This is a genomic window from Paenibacillus sp. FSL P4-0081 (genome assembly GCF_000758565.1).
GTDB classification, from domain to species: Bacteria; Bacillota; Bacilli; order Paenibacillales; family Paenibacillaceae; genus Paenibacillus_AQ; species Paenibacillus_AQ phytohabitans.
In genome coordinates, this window is record NZ_CP009280.1 from 353,921 (window position 1) to 372,613 (window position 18,693).

General features: G+C 54.9%; 18 protein-coding genes. 10 read left to right on the forward strand and 8 right to left on the reverse strand.

Annotated elements, in window-relative coordinates:
- Positions 1–38: 38 nt before the first annotated feature.
- The 3 genes from P40081_RS01625 to P40081_RS01635 all read right to left on the reverse strand — a co-directional run bounded on the left by P40081_RS01625 (position 39) and on the right by P40081_RS01635 (position 2,418).
- Positions 39–917: an AraC family transcriptional regulator gene (locus tag P40081_RS01625; RefSeq protein ID WP_042132859.1), complete on the reverse strand. Its 879-nt coding sequence runs from the start codon at positions 915–917 to the stop codon at positions 39–41.
- A gap of 92 nt (positions 918–1,009) precedes the next feature.
- Entirely contained in the window at positions 1,010–1,405 is a 396-nt protein-coding gene (locus tag P40081_RS01630; protein WP_042132861.1) for a VOC family protein, read from the reverse strand.
- 155 nt (positions 1,406–1,560) lie between these two features.
- Positions 1,561–2,418, reverse strand: a complete 858-nt coding sequence (locus tag P40081_RS01635) for a GNAT family N-acetyltransferase (protein WP_042132863.1) — start codon at positions 2,416–2,418, stop codon at positions 1,561–1,563.
- Positions 2,419–2,963: 545 nt separating this feature from the next.
- On the opposite strand from P40081_RS01635, the gene P40081_RS01640 reads away from it, so the two are divergent.
- From P40081_RS01640 to P40081_RS01650, 3 genes are read left to right on the forward strand one after another with little or no spacing between them, the layout of a single operon-like run.
- Positions 2,964–3,533 (forward strand): bifunctional transcriptional activator/DNA repair enzyme AdaA, encoded by a 570-nt coding sequence (locus P40081_RS01640; RefSeq protein WP_042132865.1) that lies wholly within the window; start codon positions 2,964–2,966, stop codon positions 3,531–3,533.
- Position 3,534: 1 nt separating this feature from the next.
- Positions 3,535–4,113 (forward strand): methylated-DNA--[protein]-cysteine S-methyltransferase, encoded by a 579-nt coding sequence (locus tag P40081_RS01645; protein ID WP_231575266.1) that lies wholly within the window; start codon positions 3,535–3,537, stop codon positions 4,111–4,113.
- Positions 4,094–4,993 (forward strand): DNA-3-methyladenine glycosylase family protein, encoded by a 900-nt coding sequence (locus P40081_RS01650; protein WP_042132866.1) that lies wholly within the window; start codon positions 4,094–4,096, stop codon positions 4,991–4,993. Before P40081_RS01645 ends, P40081_RS01650 begins: the two co-directional genes overlap by 20 nt.
- A gap of 113 nt (positions 4,994–5,106) precedes the next feature.
- On the opposite strand, the gene P40081_RS01655 is transcribed toward P40081_RS01650, so the two are convergent.
- On the reverse strand, positions 5,107–5,532 hold the full coding sequence (locus P40081_RS01655) for a VOC family protein (RefSeq protein ID WP_042132868.1): 426 nt from the start codon (positions 5,530–5,532) through the stop codon (positions 5,107–5,109).
- A 114-nt stretch (positions 5,533–5,646) separates the two neighbouring features.
- Here P40081_RS01655 and P40081_RS01660 point away from each other — a divergent pair, with 114 nt between their 5' ends.
- Positions 5,647–6,606 carry a helix-turn-helix transcriptional regulator gene (locus tag P40081_RS01660; protein WP_042132870.1) on the forward strand — a complete coding sequence of 320 codons (960 nt, stop codon included), beginning with the start codon at positions 5,647–5,649 and terminating at the stop codon, positions 6,604–6,606.
- A gap of 74 nt (positions 6,607–6,680) precedes the next feature.
- Here the strand turns inward: P40081_RS01660 and P40081_RS01665 are convergent, their stop codons facing one another.
- Together P40081_RS01665 and pdxR are read right to left on the reverse strand one after the other, a co-directional pair.
- The gene (locus tag P40081_RS01665; protein WP_042132872.1) at positions 6,681–7,217 is read right to left on the reverse strand and encodes a hypothetical protein; all 537 of its coding nucleotides are present in this window, start codon (positions 7,215–7,217) and stop codon (positions 6,681–6,683) included.
- A 43-nt stretch (positions 7,218–7,260) separates the two neighbouring features.
- Complete coding sequence (pdxR, locus tag P40081_RS01670; RefSeq protein ID WP_331281697.1) at positions 7,261–8,682, reverse strand: MocR-like pyridoxine biosynthesis transcription factor PdxR; 1,422 nt, start codon at positions 8,680–8,682, stop codon at positions 7,261–7,263.
- A 104-nt stretch (positions 8,683–8,786) separates the two neighbouring features.
- On the opposite strand from pdxR, the gene P40081_RS01675 reads away from it, so the two are divergent.
- Positions 8,787–9,341, forward strand: coding sequence for a GNAT family N-acetyltransferase (locus tag P40081_RS01675; protein WP_042132874.1), 555 nt, complete (start codon positions 8,787–8,789; stop codon positions 9,339–9,341).
- An 80-nt stretch (positions 9,342–9,421) separates the two neighbouring features.
- On the opposite strand, the gene P40081_RS01680 is transcribed toward P40081_RS01675, so the two are convergent.
- On the reverse strand, positions 9,422–10,129 hold the full coding sequence (locus P40081_RS01680) for a DUF2569 domain-containing protein (RefSeq protein WP_042132875.1): 708 nt from the start codon (positions 10,127–10,129) through the stop codon (positions 9,422–9,424).
- Between the two features lie 364 nt (positions 10,130–10,493).
- Here P40081_RS01680 and P40081_RS01685 point away from each other — a divergent pair, with 364 nt between their 5' ends.
- The 3 genes from P40081_RS01685 (at position 10,494) to clpB (ending at position 15,085) form a co-directional block, all read left to right on the forward strand.
- Complete coding sequence (locus P40081_RS01685; RefSeq protein WP_042132877.1) at positions 10,494–10,964, forward strand: Hsp20/alpha crystallin family protein; 471 nt, start codon at positions 10,494–10,496, stop codon at positions 10,962–10,964.
- A 374-nt stretch (positions 10,965–11,338) separates the two neighbouring features.
- Positions 11,339–12,346 carry a DnaJ C-terminal domain-containing protein gene (locus P40081_RS01690; protein ID WP_052421629.1) on the forward strand — a complete coding sequence of 336 codons (1,008 nt, stop codon included), beginning with the start codon at positions 11,339–11,341 and terminating at the stop codon, positions 12,344–12,346.
- Positions 12,347–12,442: 96 nt separating this feature from the next.
- Entirely contained in the window at positions 12,443–15,085 is a 2,643-nt protein-coding gene (clpB, locus tag P40081_RS01695) for an ATP-dependent chaperone ClpB (RefSeq protein WP_042132879.1), read from the forward strand.
- A 454-nt stretch (positions 15,086–15,539) separates the two neighbouring features.
- On the opposite strand, the gene P40081_RS39160 is transcribed toward clpB, so the two are convergent.
- The gene (locus P40081_RS39160; protein ID WP_063779773.1) at positions 15,540–17,702 is read right to left on the reverse strand and encodes a glycosyltransferase family 2 protein; all 2,163 of its coding nucleotides are present in this window, start codon (positions 17,700–17,702) and stop codon (positions 15,540–15,542) included.
- A gap of 235 nt (positions 17,703–17,937) precedes the next feature.
- Here P40081_RS39160 and P40081_RS01715 point away from each other — a divergent pair, with 235 nt between their 5' ends.
- Positions 17,938–18,156 (forward strand): hypothetical protein, encoded by a 219-nt coding sequence (locus P40081_RS01715; RefSeq protein ID WP_042132881.1) that lies wholly within the window; start codon positions 17,938–17,940, stop codon positions 18,154–18,156.
- Positions 18,153–18,599 carry a peptidylprolyl isomerase gene (locus tag P40081_RS01720; protein WP_042132882.1) on the forward strand — a complete coding sequence of 149 codons (447 nt, stop codon included), beginning with the start codon at positions 18,153–18,155 and terminating at the stop codon, positions 18,597–18,599. Before P40081_RS01715 ends, P40081_RS01720 begins: the two co-directional genes overlap by 4 nt.
- The last annotated feature ends 94 nt before the right edge of the window (positions 18,600–18,693 follow it).

The window sequence follows — 18,693 nt, forward strand, 5'->3', positions numbered from 1 at the left end:
GTTTTCTGTCAAATATATATAATCAGGTCCAAAGCATTTTATTTCTTAGCCACCGGAATCCAAACCTCGCAGATCGATTCTTCATGGCTGTCATCGGTCCAGTAGTATCTCTCCATGCACGGTCCTTCCACTTGCTCAAAGCCTGCCGAAGGGAACCATTCGGAATAAATTCTCCGCCACACATTCAGAATCTCCAGTCCTATCTCCGCGTCATCCGGAAAAGTATCACGGCTATCGAATACGGCATAAGTCTGATCAGGTACAGTCAGGGTGTCAAGCTCCTGTGGGACCTCTTGTCCTTCCGGCAGTTCGATTCCCATCAGATAACGTTTGGTTCCGTCCTCGCTGAAGTCGTAATAATAGCCGAACAGCAGCGAACCTGCGGGTCTTCCGGCTAATTCGTTAATCCGGTCATGCGTCCCGTCCTTCCAGATTTTCTCCGTGAATGCAGGTATTTCTGTGTAAGCATCCTTATGAACGATCACCTCTTTTCCAATGACGCGGCAACCCTTCTCTTCCACCATCCGGTAATTCATTTCGGTTTCTCCTTTGATCTGAATTTGAAAGGAGATTCGGGGGAACGACTTGAGCTTCACGTTCTTTTTTCTCGCCATTTGCGGGGTTACCCCATGCATTCTCTGGAACGCTTTGGCGAAGGACTCCGGTGTCTCATAACCATATTTAAGCGCGATATCGATCACCTTGCTGTCCGTTCCGGCCAGCTCTTCCGCCGCTAAGGTAAGCCGCCTGTTGCGTACATATTCAGTAACGGTGAAGCCCGTCAAGGCATGGAACATGCGCTGAAAATGGTATTTCGAAGTCATCGCTGCTCCGGCGATATCCTCAACTCCTATGGCGGAGCTCAAGTTCTGCTCCACATAATCAATCGCCTGCTGAAGCAATCGGATCGTTTCCAAATCCTCACCTCTCCTTTCAATTTCATTGTAGAGAAACCGGCAGAGCTTTTCCTGACCGGGAATGCTTTGATTTGTCCATCCGTAGCCTCAGCTTATACCAGCTCCTGAGCAACCTCCCAAATATGTCCTGCCGGGTCTGCGAAGCTGGCTGTGCGGATGCCCCAAGGCCGGTTCATGGGTCCGTTCAGCAGGCTTACGCCGCGTGCAGTTAATTCTGTGCATACCGCATCTACATCCTCCACGCGGATTGTGAACTGAAACCGTGATCCGGAGGCGGGGCCGGCAACGGCAGCGGGCTCAATCAGCCCGGGAGCTTCAGAGATGTGCAGCAGATTGATGCTCATATTGCCGAAATCGTAGACGGCCGAATTCTCGTCCGCGTACACCTCTTCAAGACCAAAAACCTCCTGATAGAATCCCATGGTGCCAGGCAGATCCTCAACGAACAACGTTACCACACTGATATTCCGTGATCCCAGGTTACTCATACTGTTTACCGCTCCGTTCTCTATTGGATTGTGGATTACAACTTGTGGTCATTCATTTAGCCAAGCGACCAGACCTCCAGAGGGTTTAGTCCGCAACTGGTCTCTAGAACTTCGTTGCAGAACGCTTTTGTAGACTCTTAATTGGTGCAGACCTTTTACACGCTTCCCAGCGGTTTTCTCATATACTCCGTAATATGCGTCTCCTGAAACCCGAGGCTGTCATAGAGCTGCCGGGCTTCATTCCCAACGACACAGCACAGAACGACGGTTGCATGGCCGCGCTGATAGATCTCATTGCATAGGTACTTCACAAACTCTCGTCCGATCCCGCGTCCCTGAAGGTCTGAACGTACGCTGACACTGCTGATTTCATTCCCGTGAAGGTGGCTGTAAGCGGCGATTTCCCCATTGAACTCATAGACAAACCGGTCTTCCGCGTCCGCTCTCCAGGCGTTTCGTCTGCCCTCATTAGGCTGGGCAACTACAGAATCCGGGAAGCAGCCGACACGGACGCGCATTTCATGAAATGCAGTGGCATAGAGCGAGTGGGCTGGAAGAAAGTCCTCATCTGTATACAGCCTTACGGGAGCCTCCTCCTGAGCAAAGAAACCGCCGGTCCGCTGCATATAAACAAGTGAGTAATATGGAGCGTAACCGAGCTTACGGGCAAACCCGGGAGATGCTGGAGCCACGGAACGAAAAGAGGTGCTGACCGCGCGGGTTCCGCCTGCCTGCAACTGTGTCTCGGCAGCCTGCACCATCGCCGTGCCGATTCTTTGTCTGCGATACCGGGGAGCGACGAACACTTGTAAATGTGACTGATGTGCAGGCGCTTCCATTTGAGCCAGTGCAACAAGTGTATCCTTAATAAAAGCGCAAATAAACGTTTCCGGTTCTTCATCAAGCAACCGGAGGAGGTCTGCGCCAGTCTCCGCATCCTGGGTTAATAATTCTCTGGCGGTAGAGTAGTCCTTGTTACTGAAGCGTTCGTAGCGGATATCTGACAGGTGCATTAGCCTCTGAGTCCTCCTATTAAATTGAGACGTAGCTTATACATTTCAATGGAATTTAATTCTATTTACCGCCAGTGATTATTGCATAGAATAAGGGGTATTTCAACCGAATTGTACATTGAGGGCTGCAGATTGGACACGCCGCGAACAAAAGCCCGGGTAGTTCTCCGCTTGCGGACTACAGTTCCGTTATTTTACTGAAATCATCAGTCTGGCAGCTGTCGCGGACTACAGATCCTTTATTTTCCGTATTCCCCCTCAAATTACCCTTACAGCAGGGAATAAGGTCTTTACAGTCCGCGTGGCGCGGAAAAAGCCCGGATTGTGAGAATTAGCGGAATCTCAGTCCGCAGGGAGAGATACGCTAATCACTATCTAATCGAAGTGTTTAACACTGTAACTTCAGCAGGCCAGCAAACGTGCATCTACAGGCACATCTGCATCTGCAGCTGCCCCTGCACGCTGTCGTAATCTTGCTCTCCTATTCCAATATGCTGCATAAGCCAAAACGAATCGTTTATACTGGCGGTAAGAGGTGATTCAGGATGGAGCCGCAATTATTTGAGCGTATTTACGATTCGGTGGTGCGGCGTGAGCCGACCTATGACGGTGTTTACTATACGGCAGTGCTGACGACACGTATTGTCTGCAGGCCTTCCTGCCGGGCAAGAACGCCGAAGGCAGCCAATGTGGTATTCTACGGCTCCCTGCAGGAGGCTGTCCGCGAGGGATTCCGGCCCTGCAAAAGATGCCGCCCCGAAGAAGGCGGCACCCTCCGGCCGGATGCCGTGCTGGCGTCGCAGGCGGATGCCATTATGGACGGGCAGTTCGGGAGCAAGCTGACACTGCAGTCGATGGCGGAGCAGCTGAAGGTCAGCCCGTTCCATCTGCAGCGGACCTACAAGCGGGTAACCGGCCAGTCGCCTGCTGCCAGACTGGATGAACTGCGCACGGGCGAAGCCCGCAGGCTGCTGGCGGAGACGGATACAGGCATTGCCGATGTAGGCAAGGCAGTTGGATTCCGCAGCGCGTCCCACTTCGCAGCCTGGTTCGTCAAGAAATCCGGTCTGTCCCCTACGGAATATCGCAGTAAGCATAATGAGGGAGGAAATTAGGATGAGTATGAATATGAACCAGAGTCCGAACCGGCACACGATATATCACCATACCCTGAATCTCGGGAATCGGGAGTGGACCCTATGGGCCAGCAGCAAGGGACTTATCCGCGTGTCCTATCCGCAGGATGGAGGGCAGCTGCCGGCCGCCTGGCTGAAGATGTATGCTCCGGACTATGAATTCCTGGAGGGTGCCGGGCGGTTTGAGCAGCTTGGGGTTATAGAACTGCTGCGCCGTTATTTTGATGGAGAAACGGTCGATTTCAATAGTCTTGCGCTTGATTTATGGGGCACTCCGTTTCAGCAGGAGGTATGGCGGGGGCTGCTTACGATCCCGCATGGTGAGGTTGCAACCTACAAGGAGTTGGCTGCACGGATTGGCAGACCGCTGGCAGTCCGTGCTGTCGGTACGGCTAACGGACAGAATCCGCTGCCGGTCATTGTGCCCTGCCACCGGGTGATCGGTGCGAACGGCACCTTAACCGGTTACCGGGGCGGATTGCAGCTCAAGCAGGAGCTGCTTCAGCTGGAGGGGATTCTAAATGTGAAGGCGGCGGGCCATGAACGATTTGCTTTTTGAGCTGCCGCTGCCGGAGGATTTCAACCTGGACGCCTGTCTGGAGTACATGAACCGTTCGCCGCTGGAATGCCTGTTCCAGACGGATGACTCGGGAGTGACCCGGATGTTCAAGCTGGAGGATGGCCCGGTCCTAATCCGGTTAAGTGTGCCTGAAGGGAACAGGCTGAGCGTAACCCGGCTGCACGGCGCTGTCCCCGGCGTCCTGGAGCAGGAATGGCTGGCCCGTTATATTGTAGAGTGGTTCGATCTGGACCGCGATCTTACCCCGTTCTACCGGGTTGCAGAAGCGGACCCGCTGCTCCGGCCGCTGGCAATTCAGCACCGGGGGCTGCGGATTATCGGCATCCCGGATCTGTTCGAGGCGTTATGCTGGGCGATTCTGGGCCAGCAGGTGAACCTGGCTTTTGCCTACAGGCTGAAGCAGCGCCTGACCGAAGTGTATGGAGAATCTCTGGAGTGGGGAGGCCGGACCTACTACCGGTTCCCCGGACCGGAGGTCTTCTCGGAGGTGCAGATCGAAGAACTATGCGCCCTGCAGCTGACCCGCAGCAAAGCACAGACAATCCTCACAGTAGCCTCGCTGATTGCAAGCGGAGAGCTGAGCCGTGAAGAGCTGCTGGCGCTTCCGTCTCCGGCCGCCGCCGAGCAGCGGCTGCTGCAGATCCGCGGGATCGGGCCGTGGACCTCCCAGTATGTACGCATGCGCTGCTTGCGGGATAGCTCCTCATATCCCGTCGGCGATGTCGGCCTGCAGAACGTGATCAAGTTCCTCACCGGTATGGACCGCAAGCCGACGCCGGCGGAGCTGCTCGTCCTGGCCCAGCCCTGGCAGGGCTGGGAGGCATACGCCACATTTTATCTGTGGCGGGCATTATATTAGCGCGCGGCTGGTGCGGAGCCGTGACGGCCAAAAGCACTGTCTCACCGGAGATTCCGGGAGACAGTGCTTTTTGTATCCTGCGCCTGAGGGGTTCACCCCAGCCCGCTTGAGCTTTAATGCGCCCGCTTCGTGAAGATCTGGAAGCATACACCGTACTTATCGGTAACCATGCCAAAGGCGGGGCTGAAATAAGCCGGAGCCAGCTCAATATCAACCGTTCCGCCTGCCTTGAGCGAGTCATACAGCTGCTGCGCTTCCTCCGCAGTATCCGCTGTGATACAGATGGTGATGCCATTGCCATGGCTCAGCGGCTGGCCAATTTCCTGATCTGCGACGAAAAACTTGGTTTCACCCACCAGCAGGACGGAATGGGCTATACGCGCTTTTTCCAGTTCGGTCATCGGGGAGTCAGGGTTCTGCGGGCCTTCGCCCACAGTTTGCTTGAAGAGCAGCGTTGCACCCAGCGCCTCCTGATAAAAGGCAATCGCCTCACTTGCTGTACCGTCCACCAGAATAAAAGGATTTACTTGCAGGGTCATGTCTAAATCGCTCCTTAGAATTTGATTTGCCTGTACTAACCGGCTTTGATTATAGTGTAGTCTATAATAGTGACAGGTATTGTCATGAATATAATAATAAATGGAGTGAAGCTGATGTCTAAATCCAAAAGGCTGCTGGACCTGATGATGACCGTCAACCGCAAGCGGAAATTCACCGTCAAAGAGCTGGCCGACGAATTCAATGTATCCTCCCGGACCATCCTCAGGGATTTGCAGGAGCTGGGGGAGTTAGGCGTTCCGCTCTATTCCGAAGTGGGGCCGCATGGAGGCTATCAGGTGCTGAACGAAAGAATTCTGCCGCCGATCGCGTTCACGGAGGAGGAGGCGGTGGCGATTTTTTTCGCCAGCCATGCCCTGCGCCACTACAAGTATCTCCCCTTCAAGGAGGAATCATTAGCTGCCCTGCATAAATTCTATAACTATATGTCCGGCGATGTCCGTGACCGGATTGACGAGATGAAGAACCGGATTGATTTCCTCACCCCGGCGAGACAGGCGGAGTTCCCCTATCTGTCTCTGTTGCTGGAAGCGGCCACCGGTCAAAAGGTGCTGCTGATCGATTATGAAACGAAGGGGCAGCGTAAGGAGAGATGGATTCAGCCAGTGGGCATCTACGCCCATAATGGCTTGTGGTATTGCCCGGCCTATTGCTTCCTGCGCGGCGATATCCGTGTATTCCGCTGCGACCGGATTCAGTTTGCCGGATACGGCGAATCGGGGCCGGAAGCGCTTGATCTGAAGTATGTCCATTTGGGAAATAAGGATGATTACAGCAGTCAAACTCAGCAGGGTGATAAAAGCATTGTCCGGCTGTTCGTTGAACTGGGGAATGGAGGCGTACAAGCCTGCGAAGCCGAGGTATGGTCCTCACCCCTGCTGCATATCCGCGGGGATGGCACGGGCTGGCTGGAAGGGGATATCCCGCAGAGCGATCTGGGCTTCTTCGCGCGTTTCGTAATCGGCCTCTGCAATGAGGCCACAGTACAGGAGCCGCCGGAGCTGGTGGCGGAGGTGAAGCGGACGCTGGCGGGAATGCTGGCGCAATATAAGTAGAGGGACAGGCTGATGATTAAGTATTTATGTATCCGGATGGACCCCGGGCGGACAAGATAGATAGAGTCTACACTTTATTTGGTAATAGTTATAAGCTGTTTATCTACAAATTCTATAGACTCTGTCAGCGGATCGAAGGATGGCAGATGAAGAGCCCGGTCAAGCAATGCATTGCGTTCCATCCACGTCTCACTATCCCAGCAGGAGTATATCTCTATACTTTCTCCTTCAGACAGATGTTCGTCCATGAGGGAGAGCAGCAGGTTTAGGCACTTTAAGTTTTGTTGGTAGAGTTCAGGATAACCCGCGCGGATTTCCTCAGTGATATTGCAAGCCTCGCCATTGAAGCCGTAGACATAGGGCTTAGTGATGATCTTGTTCTCTCTGAAGGGCGGGTAGAGGAACTCTCCAATCTCTAGCCCTACAGCATCCAGTTCGGTTTCATACACCTGTACCTTGGTGTCATTCAGATGAGATAAGTCTATAATATTATGAAGTGCGTTCTTGTCATCCGTCAGGTGAATTTCTGAGTACTTTTGGTACGAATAATGATAGCCGAAATATCCGGTCGGCAGCGGCCAATCCGCTCCTAGGAAATGTGCCAGTGTCATTGTAATTCCACCTCATCATAGGTAATTATGCATCGTTAAAATGCTATCCCAGCCACACTTCCGCCAGCCTGCAGATTCCCTCATCAATCAGATCCTCGGCAATCCCGCCGAAGCCCAGAATGAATTCCGGTTCATCGCAGTCCGGCTTATCACACCACGTATACGACATAGGCGTAACACGGATACCTTCGGCTTCCGCTGCTGCAGCAAGCTCCCGTGCACTGCCCGCTGCGGGCGGTTTCAGGGTCAGGAGAAAATGAAATCCGGCATCCCGTCCGCTGACGGCTGCTGCATCGCCGAAATAGCGCTGGACCGAGCGCAGAAGCAGGTCATGCTTGCGCTGATAGAGCAGCCGCATCCTGCGCAGATGTTTCTCGAAGTGCCCTCTTTCCATAAAATAATGCAGCGCAATCTGATGCAGCCGCGAAGCCGAGTGCTCCAGATACAGCTCGCTTCTCAGGCTGTGATAGAGCGGCAGCAGCTCCTCCGGCAGAACCATATAGTGAATGCACAGGGCAGGAGTTACCGATTGCGCGAAGCTGCACATATAGATTACCGGACTGTCCGCTACAAGTCCCTGAAGCGCAGGAATGGGCCGTCCATGATAGCGGAACTCCCCGTCATAATCATCTTCAATGATATAGCCGCCCGCTGACCGGGCCCAATCCAGCAAGGCGAAGCGTTTGGCTACCGGCATCGCCATCCCTCTGGGAAACTGATGGGAAGGGGAGATGTATACGGCGTCAGCCCCGCTTCGGTACAGCTTCTCTATCACCAGCCCGTCTTCCTCCAGCGGAATGGGCATAATCTCATAACCACCGCGTTTGAATGCCGCGGGCAGCAGGTGATACCCCGGGTCTTCTATTCCGAGCCGCGTCACCCGTTCTTTAAGCATTAGGCATAACAAAGAGCACAGCGTATACTGGTCGCCGCCGACCACAATTTGCTTCTCTGTACAGCGCAGCCCACGGAACTGCCGCAAATGGGCGGCAATGCTCCCGCGGAGCGCCGGCTCCCCCTGCGGATCACCATACTGGAGCAGGTGCGGATTCGCGAGCTGTTCCTGGTAGAGGCTGCGCCATATTTTATGCGGAAATAAAGAGAAATCATTCCGTGACATGTGGAAATCATATGCGTATTGCCGCGAATCGCGCGGAGTAATGGGACGGACAGCCGGACGTGGCCGCTCTTCGGCTTCTGCAGGGCTGCCATTCCTATGGACTGGCAGGATAGTGTAACCGCTGCGCGGTTTGCTGGCGATGAAGCCCTCGGCAAGCAGCTGCTGGTAGGCAAGCTCGACAGGAGTGGCGCTGATACCGCATGATGCCGCCAGGCGGCGGATGGAAGGCAGGCGTGTACCACTGGGGAGAGCGCCGCCGATAATCTCTTTTGCAAAATAATCATAGAGCTGTATATAGTAAGGAATTTCGCTGTGCTCATTCAGAGTAGGGACAAGCAGCATCATACACCTTCGAATCTGTCCTTTGAAATTAGACGTTTTTGTATATTTTATAGTATGCAGATCTGCATTACCATAAGAGCTATAACAACAGTCGGGAGATGACGGGAATGACCAGACATTCAGCGCTTGTAACAGGCAAAAAGGTATATCTGCGCCCGCTTAACGGGGAAGACGCCGAATTGTATTACCATATGTTCTACGGCACGGAAGTCCGCAGACTTACAGGTACGAAAAAGCATATCACCAAAGAGCAGATAGAGAATTATATCGCGCGCAAATCAGGGGACGACAGTACGGTGCTGCTGCTTATCGCCCTTAGGGAGACTGATGAGGTGATCGGCGATATCGCCATTCAGGATATAGACCCTGACAACCGCAGTGCAAATCTGCGGATCGCCATCGGTGAGGAGCGGCATCAGGGACAAGGGTATGGACGGGAAGCACTGCTGCTGATGCTGGACTACGGCTTCGGCATTCTGAATCTGCACCGGATTGAGCTGGAGGTCTATAGCTATAATGCCCGCGCTGCGCATGTGTATGAATCAACCGGTTTTGTCCGTGAGGGTGTACGGCGCCAGACGCTCTATTATAACCATGAGTACCATGATGTGATTATGATGGGCATGCTGGATAGCGAATACCGTGAGCGGTATGTGAAATAGGGAGGGAAAAGCGGACCTGCGAAAGCTGATTCAACAATAACGCAGGTCCGGAAGAATTGAAGAGACTATGTACAAAAATGTTAATAAATAAACGTATTCTTGACTCTCTTTGACCGCAGGAAATAGGGGATCCAGATCACAGCATAAATGAAGGACCGGAAGATATCCGTATAAGAGGTATCATCCGGTATGATACCGGAAAGAGTAGTCTGTACATGGCTGAACATGAAGGTATCTATGGTATTAAGTAAGATGTTATATACAATGAAAGATATAGATATGTATTTGAATAATTTTTTATGTTTGAGACCCAGGTACAGAATGAACAGGATCATTACGACCTGAATACAAACTAATACCGTTTCTATCACAAGACTAGGAAGCATTGAAGCGACGTAGTAGCTACTGTCAGGGTCGGTAAGAAGCTTAAGGCCTTCAGAGCCGAATAATGAGAAATTACCATAAAGCATTCGCACACCCGCGAAGAGTGAGAGAACAATACCTATTGCGAAAAGTCCTAACCAGCCTCCGGAGCCGGAAGGCTCTGATTCATCTGCGGGCTGGTCTGAGGATTCCAGGACCCCTTCGGAAGCAGCGGCGGCCTCATCATCAGCTGGTCTAGCTTTCTTGACGCGCAATGGCCTAATTAATCCGCCGGTCGCCCACCCGATAATTCCTCCAAGCCCTCCAATCACAATAGAAATAATAACGTTAGGATCTGCTGCATAAGTTCTATGTAGAATAAAACCTATGACGAAGAAGATAATGCCCAGTCCTGCTTTTGCCACTTCATCACCTCATCATATCCGCATTGGCTGCGGGATTTTTACTATGACGTTTATATCGACAATTCCCACTAGTTCCTTTAATTTACTTGTTATATTTTAGGCGCTAGTTCTTTATTTTTACTGTGGCGGTGAGGGTGTGGATAGTAATCATGTGAAATAAAGTATCAAGGTCAAATAAGGTCAAATTATTAATAATGTTAAAATTTATACTAAAAAACGAGCCGAAACGCCGGATTTTACCGGATTTTCGGCTTATATGAGTTTTGTCATCCGTGTAGCCGGCGACTATAATAAAGCCATAGGTCAAATAAAGTCAAAGTCAAACTAACAACAAATTCAAAGTCAAATGAGAGGAGAATGGATAATGTTTGATTTGGTTCCTTTTGGTAAACGCAGAGATGATGCTTTTGGTGTGCTGGCTAAGTCGCTTAACGAAGTGTTTAATGATGATTTCTTTGCACCGCTGACAAGCTCCACGCTGTCCTTCCGGACAGACATCCGCGAGAGTGAAGGGGCGTATCTGATTGAGGCCGAGCTTCCGGGCTTCAAAAAAGAAGAAATCGACATCGATTATACCAGCCCTTACTTGACGATCAAGGCAGTACGCAAAGAAGAGAACAGCGAGGAGAACAAGGAACATCAGACTGTGCGCCGGGAACGGCGGTATGGTGAGTATGTGCGCCGCTTCTACGTTCAGGATATTGCGGAGGAAGGTATCCGCGCTTCACTGAAAGACGGGGTCCTGAGCCTGGAGGTGCCGAAACGGCAGAAGTCGCAGGGCAAACGGATTGAAATTCAAGATGGCGGGCATTATTCAGACGCGCAGCTTCAGTAAGCGGCAGGTGCCGCTTCCGGGGTGAACGGTCTCCGGGGGAAGCGGAGAGCCGGAGCGCCGGGGAAGGGTGTAGGAAGGCGAAGGAAGCAGGACTTCCAAGTCTGGCTGAAGCAGCCGGGTTCAGCGGGGTTCCCGGGCTAAGCGGCTTTTGCCGCCGGCCTATCCGGTCCCCTGCGGCAGAGTGGTTTCGCCGGGCTTTTCATATAGCATGATCATACAGGGCGCATTGTAGTGGGGATACCGGCTATGATGCGTCTTTTCCCGGAGAAACGGACTTGGTGAATAATCATCGGCACCGGGAATAGGCTTGTTACAGGGCGGAATGCTATAACCTATAGAATAAGGTTCCCAATATACGAAAGGAGGAGGTACCAGTGGCGGCAAATTATTACGAGACTCTGGGCGTCGGCAGGCAGGCCTCGAAGCAGGAGATCAAAAAAGCTTATCAGAAGCTGGCTAAGAAGTGGCATCCCGATGTCAACAAAGCCCCGGAGGCAGAAGCCAGATTCAAGGAAGCAGCCGAAGCGTACGAAGTGCTGGGTGATGAAGAGAAGCGGAAAATCTATGATGAGGAGCTGCGCTACGGGGCCGGCTACGCTGGGGCAAGGGGTCCGCGGAGCAGCGGGGCAGCCTCCTCCGCGTCCTGGGAATCGCCTTTTGGCGCGGGCTGGAGCAGCGGCGCTGCTTCCGGCAGCAGTATTCCCGAAGAGGATCTGTTCGGGATGTTCTTCGGCAGCCGGGGGGCAGCGGACCGCGCCGGCTTCGATTTCTTCTCCGGCAGCGGCGGTGTCCGCCAAGGGGGAAGCCCTTGGGCGGATGAGTTCAGTACGATGCAGGCCCAGCTTGAGATTACGCTGGAGCAGGCATACAAAGGCGGAAATATCAGCGTTCAGGCTGCAGGCAAAGACCTGAGTGTGCAGATTCCGGCACGCTCGTCCGAAGGGACGGTGATCCGGGTTCCCGGCGGCGGAAGCGGGGCGGGACAGGGAGGCGACCTGCTGGTCTCGCTGCATCTCCTGCCCCATGACATCTATGAACCGGACGGCGGCGGGGATTTACTCGGCACGGTAGAGATTGCCCCCTGGCAGGCTGTGCTTGGCGGAGAAGCCAAGGTGGCCCTGCCGGACGGCAGCCAGGTGAAATTGAAGATCCCCGCAGGTATGGCAGGCGGCCGAACGCTGCGCCTCTCCGGCAAGGGGCTTAAGCGTCCTAATGGAACGAATGGTGACATCCTGTTCCGGATCGAGATCGTTATTCCGGCGGATACCTCGGAAGCGGAGAAGAAGCTGTACCGCCAGCTGGCCGATTCCGGCAGCTTCCAGGCCGGAGCCAAACGGCAGCCTCCCGGCGGGGCACAGCGGCGCAGAGCGACAACGGGGTAATGATGAATATATAACGTCGGTTATCCGGCTGACTGACATATGGAATGCTGCAGCTGGGGCTGCAGCGGCATAATTTTACGGAAAGGCGATGATCTTATGGATTTCAACAAGCTTACACAGAAGCTGCAGGAAGCCGTCGCAGAGGCCCAGTCCCTGGCTGCGGCCAGCGGACATCAGGAGATTGATAATCTTCATCTGCTGAAGGCACTGCTTCAGCAGCATGAGGGCCTGCTGCCGCGGCTGCTGCAGAAGATGAATATTCCTGCAGCCGAGCTGCTGCAGGGTACGGAGGTGCTGCTTCAGCGGAAGCCCAGCGTAAGCGGAAGCGGAGCGGGCACGATGCGGCGGTATGCCTCGCCTGCGCTGATCGCCATGCTGGAGCAGGCCGAGAAGGAAGCGGCCAAGATGCAGGACGAATTCGTGGCCGTAGAGCATGCTGTGCTGGCGATGGTCTCGGACTCCGGCAGCGGGAACCGCGAGCTGCGCGGGCTGTTCACGGGCCGGGGCGTTACCCGGGAGAAGCTGCTTGGGGTGCTGGCCGAGATCCGCGGACACCAGCGGGTGACGAGCCGGGAGCCGGAGGCCACCTATGAGGTGCTGGAGAAATACGGCCGTGATCTGGTGGCCGAGGTGCGGGCGGGCAAGGTTGATCCCGTGATCGGACGGGATGCGGAGATCCGCCGGGTCATCCGTATCCTCTCCCGCAAAACCAAAAACAACCCCGTACTGATCGGCGAACCCGGTGTAGGGAAAACAGCGATTGTGGAAGGGCTGGCCCACCGGATTGTCCGCCGGGATGTGCCGGAGGGGCTGAAGGACAAGACGATTTTCTCGCTGGATATGAGCGCACTGATTGCCGGAGCCAAATACCGCGGGGAATTCGAGGAGCGGCTGCAGGCCGTACTGAAGGAAATCCGCGAAAGTGACGGCCGGATCATCCTGTTCATTGATGAGCTGCATACGATTGTCGGTGCCGGTAAGACCGAAGGGGCCATGGACGCGGGCAACATGCTGAAGCCGATGCTGGCCCGGGGTGAGCTGCATTGTATCGGGGCGACGACGCTGGATGAGTACCGCAAATATATCGAGAAGGACCCGGCGCTGGAACGCCGCTTCCAGCAGGTGCTGGTCAGCGAGCCGGATGTCGAGGATACCATCTCCATTCTGCGCGGTCTCAAGGAACGCTTCGAGGTGCATCACGGAGTCAAGATCCATGACAGCGCCCTCGTCGCGGCCGGTGTCCTGTCGAACCGCTATATTACGGACCGGTTCCTGCCGGATAAGGCGATTGACCTGGTGGATGAAGCCTGCGCGATGATCCGCACGGAGATTGATTCCATGCCCGGTGAGATGGATGAGGTGACCCGCCGCCTGATGCAGATGGAGATTGAAGAAGCCGCGCTCAAAAAGGAAACCGACGATGCCAGCGCGCGCCGTCTGGAAATCCTGCAGCGGGAGCTGGCCGACCTCAAGGAGAAGCATCTGGGCATGACCGTCCGCTGGGAGAAGGAAAAGTCGGCGATCCAGGGCATCCGCGAGCTGAAGAAGCGGTTAGAGCAGGCACGCAAGGATCTGGTCGATGCACAGGAGATCTATGATCTGAACAAGTCCGCCGAGCTGAGCTACGGCATAATTCCTGATCTGGAGCGGCAGCTGAAGGCCGCAGAGGAAGCCGCGCAGCAGGATCAGGAGACCCGGCTGCTGCGTGAGGCCGTGACGGAAGAGGAGATCGCCGACATCGTCTCGCGCTGGACCGGCGTCCCGGTCAGCCGCCTCGTGGAAGGCGAGCGGGATAAGCTGCTGCGGCTCGAGGATACGCTGCATGAACGGGTAGTCGGCCAGGATGAGGCCGTCCGGCTGGTGGCGGATGCTGTGCTCCGGGCAAGAGCAGGCATCAAGGACCCAAACCGCCCCATTGGTTCGTTCCTGTTCCTGGGGCCGACCGGTGTCGGTAAGACCGAGCTGGCCAAAGCGCTGGCCGTATCGCTGTTTGACCGCGAGGACGGCATGATCCGTATTGACATGTCGGAGTACATGGAGAAGCACAGTGTCTCCCGCCTTGTGGGTGCTCCCCCGGGATATGTCGGCTATGAAGAAGGCGGCCAGCTGACCGAAGCGGTGCGCCGCCAGCCATACACTGTTGTGCTGCTGGACGAGGTGGAGAAGGCCCATCCGGATGTGTTCAACATTCTCCTGCAGCTGCTGGATGACGGGCGGCTGACCGACTCGCAGGGCCGGGTGGTCGATTTCAAGAACACCATCATCATTATGACCTCCAATATCGGCTCGCCGCATCTGATTCAGGGCACCGATGACAACGGTGAGCTGACCGAAGCGGTTAAGGACCGGGTGATGAAGGAGCTGAGCGGCCATTTCCGCCCAGAGTTTCTTAACCGGGTGGACGATATCGTGATGTTCAAACCGCTGACGTTGGTCGAAACCCAGCAGATCGTGGTTAAGCTGGTGAACGGTCTCCGCCTGCGCCTGGCAGAGCGGGGCATCGGCCTTACGCTGAGCGACAAGGCCGTCCGCTTCATTGCCGAGGAAGGCTTTGATTCCGTGTACGGCGCAAGACCGCTCAAGCGGTTCATCCAGCGCAGCCTGGAGACCCGGGTGGCGCGTGCGCTGATCGCCGGAGAAGCAGAGGAAGGCTCAGTGATGACGGTTGACGAAGCCGAGGGTGAGCTGACTGTTACTATAGTGAAACCGGAATCTGCGAAGACGGTTGGCTCGCTGTAAAATGTAAACTGACCCGGCCGATGCCTCCGTAAGGCACCAACTGCAATCCGCAAAGAAAAAAGCGTTCCGCCTTAAGGCTGGACGCTTTTCTTGTGACGTTCGACTTAAATCCTGCAGAAAATACAACATTTTCTTCAATAAATCAGCCGAAATCGAGAATTGTTGCAGGAAATGCAGCATTTCATCTTCTGCAAGCGGCTAACTGAAAGGATTATTGTATTTCATACCACAATCTTCCCGCATAAACAGTTATTTATGAATCCGGGTTGTAATATTTACAACATTTATACCTGTTACCTGTATACCCGCCCCATACAGAATGAACTTCAAAGTCCAATTAGCCGCAAGGCAGGAGCACTGCCTCAGCAGCGGTTAAGCGATTATTGGTTACTTGTTTGTCCGAAATCCTAAGTGTGGTTTATATAGAAGCTCTAAGCTCTACTATCCCCGCCGCCTACTCGCTCCAGGGCATCAGATGGGGATGCTGGTCGAGGATAGACAGGTATTGTTCCTTCCAGCCGTATTGGCCGTCCGGGTCCAGCAGCATATAGCGCAGATATTTCTCCAGCCGGTATTCCGGTTTCGACCAGCCGAGATGCTTCAGCCGCAGATTGCTTAACTGATGGGACAGCTCGAAAATATTCTCCGGCAGCCGCCCGCAATGCTGCGGCAGATCGTTCCAGAGATAAGTGAAGTCCTCCCGGTAGCGGAGCAGGAACGGCCGGTAGCTCTGATGGGACCGCCAGTACATATCCTCTCGGTAATGAGTATCGTCCCAGAAATCGTAGAGCCGGAAGCAGAACAAGTCGCAATTGTCCGTACGCAGCAAGGCATCCACCTCTTCCGGGAATCCGGCCTCAAAAATCTCATCCGCATCCAGACTCAGAATCCACTCCGGATTCGTCTGAAGGACCGCCTCCCACTGCTGCTGGCGCAGCTCGGATTCATTGCTGAATCTAGAGACGTTGTTGCGTATCAGATGCAGCGGAATGCCCTGAAGCACCTCCCGGCAGATATCCGCTGTGTTATCCGTGCTGCCGTCGTCGATAACGACAGCTTCATCGATATATTTGCGGTGCTCCTGCAGAACCTGCCGCAGAAACCGCGAGCCCTCATTCTTGACGATCATCGTAAGCGTCAGCTTGGGCCGCCGGGCAGTTGCTGAATCAGCAGCCGCTCCGGAGAAGCCGGTCGCCGCTCCATGCTCAGCGCCCCGCCTTGCTGCAACTGCACCGTCTGCCGCGTCAGCGTCTCCGGCCGCAGCCGCATCAGCGCCCGCCGCCAGTCCGGCGCCCGGCAGCGGGATCTCGCCGCCGCCCTCTGGCAGCGGCTCCTTGGACAAGCGCCGCCGGGCCTCCGCCTCGGTCCACAGCGCATCCCACTCCGCGCTCGCATCCAGCGCTCTTTTATCCACGGGCGCTGCATCGGCAGCGCTCTGCATGTCTGAACCGTCCGCCGCGCCGCCGCTGTCCGAAGGCGCAACCTCGCGCGCAGCGGTTTCCTCGCCGCCGGCCTGAGCCCCCGCCGCGAGCTGTCGATCCCGCTCAAGCTCCGCGTCACTCCGCCATTCCCGCGCAGTCTTCGCATCGCCCCGTCCCGCCCCCGGCGCATTCCGCGCCTCGGGCCCTAGCTCTGCCTCATTTAACTCGGCATCGCTCCGCTTCGCCTCGTGCCACCCATCCGGCCTTGTGTTCGCTTCGCCCTTCCCTTCCCGCTCAAGCTCCGCCCTATACCGCGCATCCCGCTCCGATTCCCCGTCACATCGCCCCGTCTCCGGCGACTCCAGCCCAGCTCCAGCCTCCGCGCCCGAAGTCTGCCGGATGAACTCCGGCACCTTGAGCAGGTCGCTGTCCCTGTAGAGATGCAGCGCCGGGTAGTGGGTGTCGACATACAGCGGAATGCCAAGCGCCGCTGCACGGATGCAGAAATGGCGGTCTTCTCCCCAGTAGGAGATGTTGTGAATCCGGTCGTAGCTGGCACCGGAAGCGATGGCCCGGCTGCTGATCAGGGTGCAGGCGCCGAGCCCGCCGACTTCATAGATTCCCGGCTGCTGCATCTTCATCAGGAAGGCGTGGAAGCGGCGGTTGATCTCTTCAGGCGGGAGCTGCTCTCCCGGGAGCACCTCCCACTGGTTGTATTCGTCATGCATCCAGACCTGCGGCTGCAGCAGAGTACCCGGCTGCCACTGGGTCCAGAACACCTCGGAGATAATGTCCTTGCCCGTATGGATCAGATGCAGCAGCGTATCCGGATGAAGGATTAGATCGGAGTCGATCAGGAACAGATAATCATAGCCGAAGGCTTCAGCCCGCCGGATCATCAGGTTCTTGAACCCTGCCACCTTCCAGACCAGATTGGAATTCCAGAAATGGGTCGTATCATCGCGGATATAAGCATCATGAAACCCTGAGGATTGCAGGAAGACCGTTCTGCCGCTCTGGGTGAACTGCTGCAGCAGCTGACTCGAAGCTTCGTCCGGGTTGTCATCAATCAGATAGAAATGCAGCTCAATATTGGTTAGGTTCAGACGCAGCAGAGAGTTCAGAAACTGCTCGAGAATAGCCGGTTTTTGATGGATCGGGCTGCCCAGCAGAACCCGGGTTCGGGTCTCATTCATAGCAGGCCACTCCAGGATAAGATCAACATTAATAGAACATCCCCTTGGATTCGCAAATAGATGATATGAATTATATGTATTCAATATATTTAGAGAAGTACGGGACTAATCCCGGTTTTTCAAAAAATAGAGACCTGAGAGGAAATATATGGATTGGTGTCTACCTGAGAGCTGTTGTACAATACCGCATAGACAGGTATAGACATTCTGCAGACTGCAGGACAGGAGTGAGAGGATGGACAAGTCACCGTTAAAAGTACAGCAATTAATCAACCTGCTCCTGGCGATGAATCCGCGCGCCGGGGTTTTTCTGCATACTGCGGATGGAGAACTCCGGCCGCTGCTGGACGAGGATGTACAGGAGATCTATGCGCCTGAGCAAGCGGCCAAGACCGTGGCTCATATCGGCGTTCCCGCAGGCACTGCAGCCGGAGAGGCGGAGGAGACCTTATGAAGCTGGCTCTAATAAGACTGGAGCAAGGACAAGAGATCCGGCTCGAATTATTTGACCAGGAGGCCCCCGGAACCGTAGCCAATTTTGAAAAGCTCGCGAACAGCGGCTTCTACAACGGTCTGACTTTTCAGCGCGTTGTCCGCGGCTTTGTCGCCCAGGGAGGCTGTCCGGAGGGTACCGGCCGGGGCGGCACGGACAAAATCGCCTGTGAGACGCAAGGCAATCCGCATAAACATGTGCGCGGGGCGTTATCCATGGCCCATTTCGGGCCGGGCACGGGCTCCTGCCAGTTTTTTATCTGCTACGATGCGTTCGATTATCTTGACGGCTGGCATACGGTGTTCGGCAGAGTAATAGAGGGGATGGAGCATGCGGATGCCTTGCGGCGCGGGGATATCATACAGGAGATCAGCGTATGGGATGCCGGTATTCCTCAGCTGTAACAGCAGGCGGTTGTTCAATCTTTCACAGGTGGTAAATTAATACATTGTAATCCCGACTATTCCGATATATAATAACTTTCACAACGAGTGAGAT

Excerpts from the sequence above, each read along its gene's own strand:
- P40081_RS01630 (WP_042132861.1), bottom strand. The coding sequence starts at position 1,405 with ATGAGTAACCTGGGATCACGGAATATCAGTGTGGTAACGTTGTTCGTT.
- P40081_RS01635 (WP_042132863.1), bottom strand. The coding sequence starts at position 2,418 with ATGCACCTGTCAGATATCCGCTACGAACGCTTCAGTAACAAGGACTAC.
- P40081_RS01640 (WP_042132865.1), top strand. The coding sequence starts at position 2,964 with ATGGAGCCGCAATTATTTGAGCGTATTTACGATTCGGTGGTGCGGCGT.
- P40081_RS01645 (WP_231575266.1), top strand. The coding sequence starts at position 3,535 with ATGAGTATGAATATGAACCAGAGTCCGAACCGGCACACGATATATCAC.
- P40081_RS01650 (WP_042132866.1), top strand. The coding sequence starts at position 4,094 with ATGAACGATTTGCTTTTTGAGCTGCCGCTGCCGGAGGATTTCAACCTG.
- P40081_RS01655 (WP_042132868.1), bottom strand. The coding sequence starts at position 5,532 with ATGACCCTGCAAGTAAATCCTTTTATTCTGGTGGACGGTACAGCAAGT.
- P40081_RS01660 (WP_042132870.1), top strand. The coding sequence starts at position 5,647 with ATGTCTAAATCCAAAAGGCTGCTGGACCTGATGATGACCGTCAACCGC.
- P40081_RS01665 (WP_042132872.1), bottom strand. The coding sequence starts at position 7,217 with ATGACACTGGCACATTTCCTAGGAGCGGATTGGCCGCTGCCGACCGGA.
- pdxR (WP_331281697.1), bottom strand. The coding sequence starts at position 8,682 with ATGATGCTGCTTGTCCCTACTCTGAATGAGCACAGCGAAATTCCTTAC.
- P40081_RS01675 (WP_042132874.1), top strand. The coding sequence starts at position 8,787 with ATGACCAGACATTCAGCGCTTGTAACAGGCAAAAAGGTATATCTGCGC.
- P40081_RS01685 (WP_042132877.1), top strand. The coding sequence starts at position 10,494 with ATGTTTGATTTGGTTCCTTTTGGTAAACGCAGAGATGATGCTTTTGGT.
- clpB (WP_042132879.1), top strand. The coding sequence starts at position 12,443 with ATGGATTTCAACAAGCTTACACAGAAGCTGCAGGAAGCCGTCGCAGAG.
- P40081_RS39160 (WP_063779773.1), bottom strand. The coding sequence starts at position 17,702 with ATGAATGAGACCCGAACCCGGGTTCTGCTGGGCAGCCCGATCCATCAA.
- P40081_RS01715 (WP_042132881.1), top strand. The coding sequence starts at position 17,938 with ATGGACAAGTCACCGTTAAAAGTACAGCAATTAATCAACCTGCTCCTG.
- P40081_RS01720 (WP_042132882.1), top strand. The coding sequence starts at position 18,153 with ATGAAGCTGGCTCTAATAAGACTGGAGCAAGGACAAGAGATCCGGCTC.